The organism is Bartonella rattaustraliani AUST/NH4 (genome assembly GCF_000312565.1).
Taxonomy (GTDB): Bacteria; Pseudomonadota; Alphaproteobacteria; order Rhizobiales; family Rhizobiaceae; genus Bartonella; species Bartonella rattaustraliani.
On record NZ_CALW02000002.1, the window covers coordinates 1 to 2,031 of the forward strand.

At 37.8% G+C, this 2,031-nt stretch carries 1 protein-coding gene; it reads left to right on the forward strand.

Annotated features, from left to right (window positions below; translation table 11 throughout):
- Positions 1-1,328: Vomp family autotransporter (locus BN67_RS11180; protein WP_033313013.1), on the forward strand; the 1,328-nt coding region annotated here is incomplete at its 5' end.
- Positions 1,329-2,031: the final 703 nt, after the last annotated feature.

The following is a 2,031-nucleotide window of genomic DNA, read 5'->3' on the forward strand; positions in this document are numbered from 1 at the left end:
CAGGTTATGGCAAGGTAGCGCGCACTATTTCTGGTGTAAAGGAAGCTGTGAAGGATGATGAAGCTGTTAACAAAGCCCAACTTGATAAAAGCATAAAGCAAATTTCTCAAGATGCGTTATTGTGGGATGATGAAGAGAGAGCATTTGTCGCAAAACATGAAAAAAATGGAGAAAAGAGAAACAGCAAACTTAAGTTTCTTTTGGATGGGGAGATTGCGAAAGGTTCAACCGAAGCCATTACCGGCAATCAGCTTTATTTCTTGAATCAGACGCTCGCATCTTATTTTGGTGGTGGTGCTAAGTATGAAAATGGTCAATGGACAGCGCCTCATTTCCAGATTGTCCAATTTGATGAGAATGGCAAAGTTGTTGAGAAGAAAAGCTATGATAATGTAGCGGATGCTTTGGATGGTGTTAATAATGGAATGACAACCATTAACAACCGTATTGATGATGTCATCAACAAGGTCGATTCAGATGCGTTAAAGTGGAATGAAGAGAAACAAGCGTACGATGCAACACATGGTGGTAAACCGAGTAAGATTACTGATGTAGCCGATGGCAAAATTGCAGAAGGCTCGACAGATGCGGTAAACGGTGGGCAGCTTTGGCAGACCAATGAGCGTATCAATAGTGTTGAAAAAGATGTTCAGCATATTTCAAAGAGGGTTGATAATATTTCAAATACAATTGAGGATATTGGTGACACAGTTATCAACATTGATGGGAAAGTGAATAATATTGATAAAAAGGTTGATGGTATTGCTGAAGATGCTGTTCGTTATGACAGAGATGAAAAGGGCAAAAAAACCAATAAAATCACTTTAGCAGGGGGTGATCCGAGTGAACCTGTGATGATTGATAATGTTGCAGATGGTAAGATTGAAAAAGGCTCAAAAGAAGCGATTAATGGTGGGCAATTGCATGATTACACGAAAGAACAGATGAAGGTCGTTCTTGATCAATCAAAGCAATATACAGACCAGCGTGTAAACAATATCGTTATTGATGCGATTGACGATGCCGTTGAACGTGCAAATAACTATACCAATATGAAGTTTGAGGCTTTAAATTACAGTATAGAAAATGTCCGCAAAGAGGCAAAACAAGCGGCTGCTATTGGTTTGGCGGTGTCGAATTTGCGTTACAATGATACACCTGGAAAATTAAGCGTTGGATTTGGTAGTGGTTTATGGCGTAGCCAATCAGCCTTTGCCTTTGGTGCTGGTTATACATCTGAAAGTGGGTCTATTCGGTCCAATTTATCGGTTACCACTTCTGGCGGTCATTGGGGTGTCGGTGCAGGATTCAATATGACATTGAACTAATAATAAATAAAACACATAAGTATAATTTGATTCATCCTTGCCAAATAAGGCGAGGGTGAATTGTTTTTTATCTACACGAACAATGTTCATATGACGGGGTTTGTGTTTGTGTATAACTTTTAAATAGAGTAAATAGAGATTGAGCAAAACGCTATAAGAAGATCTTTCATAACTGTTGTGGATGAAAATAATTTTCACTTTTTGTGAAAGAAATTTTATAAACTTTTAAAAAGACTCATTTTATTCTTGATCTTTTATCCAATAACCTATACAAATACAGAAACTATGTTAATTAAGACTCGTTTTGTTCGAAAGAAGTTCCTCCTTGAATTTTAGGAGGGTTATATGAGAGGGGGGCGGTAATATGTCATTAAAGCAAGAATCTGCTGTCGACAGCTTCATCATAGCGTCGCTAAGGTCCTTATGAGGTTGAAAAACACCTGCAAAGAGGGGGTATAGTGTGCGGTATTGCTTTAATCATACCAAATTCACATTAAATAGAATTCGAAGAAAGAAATATCAGATTTTGCAGTGATATATAAAAGGCAGAGTCATACGCGCTTTTGCTGCTAATTATACTTAAAGCGAATATCTATCCTACACTCCTCTTTGTAGGGGAAAGGAAAACAAGGCATGAAACGTAGAAATTAAAGATAAGTGAGCAAGAAATTTCTTCTGCTGTTTTCTTCAAGAAAACACATGC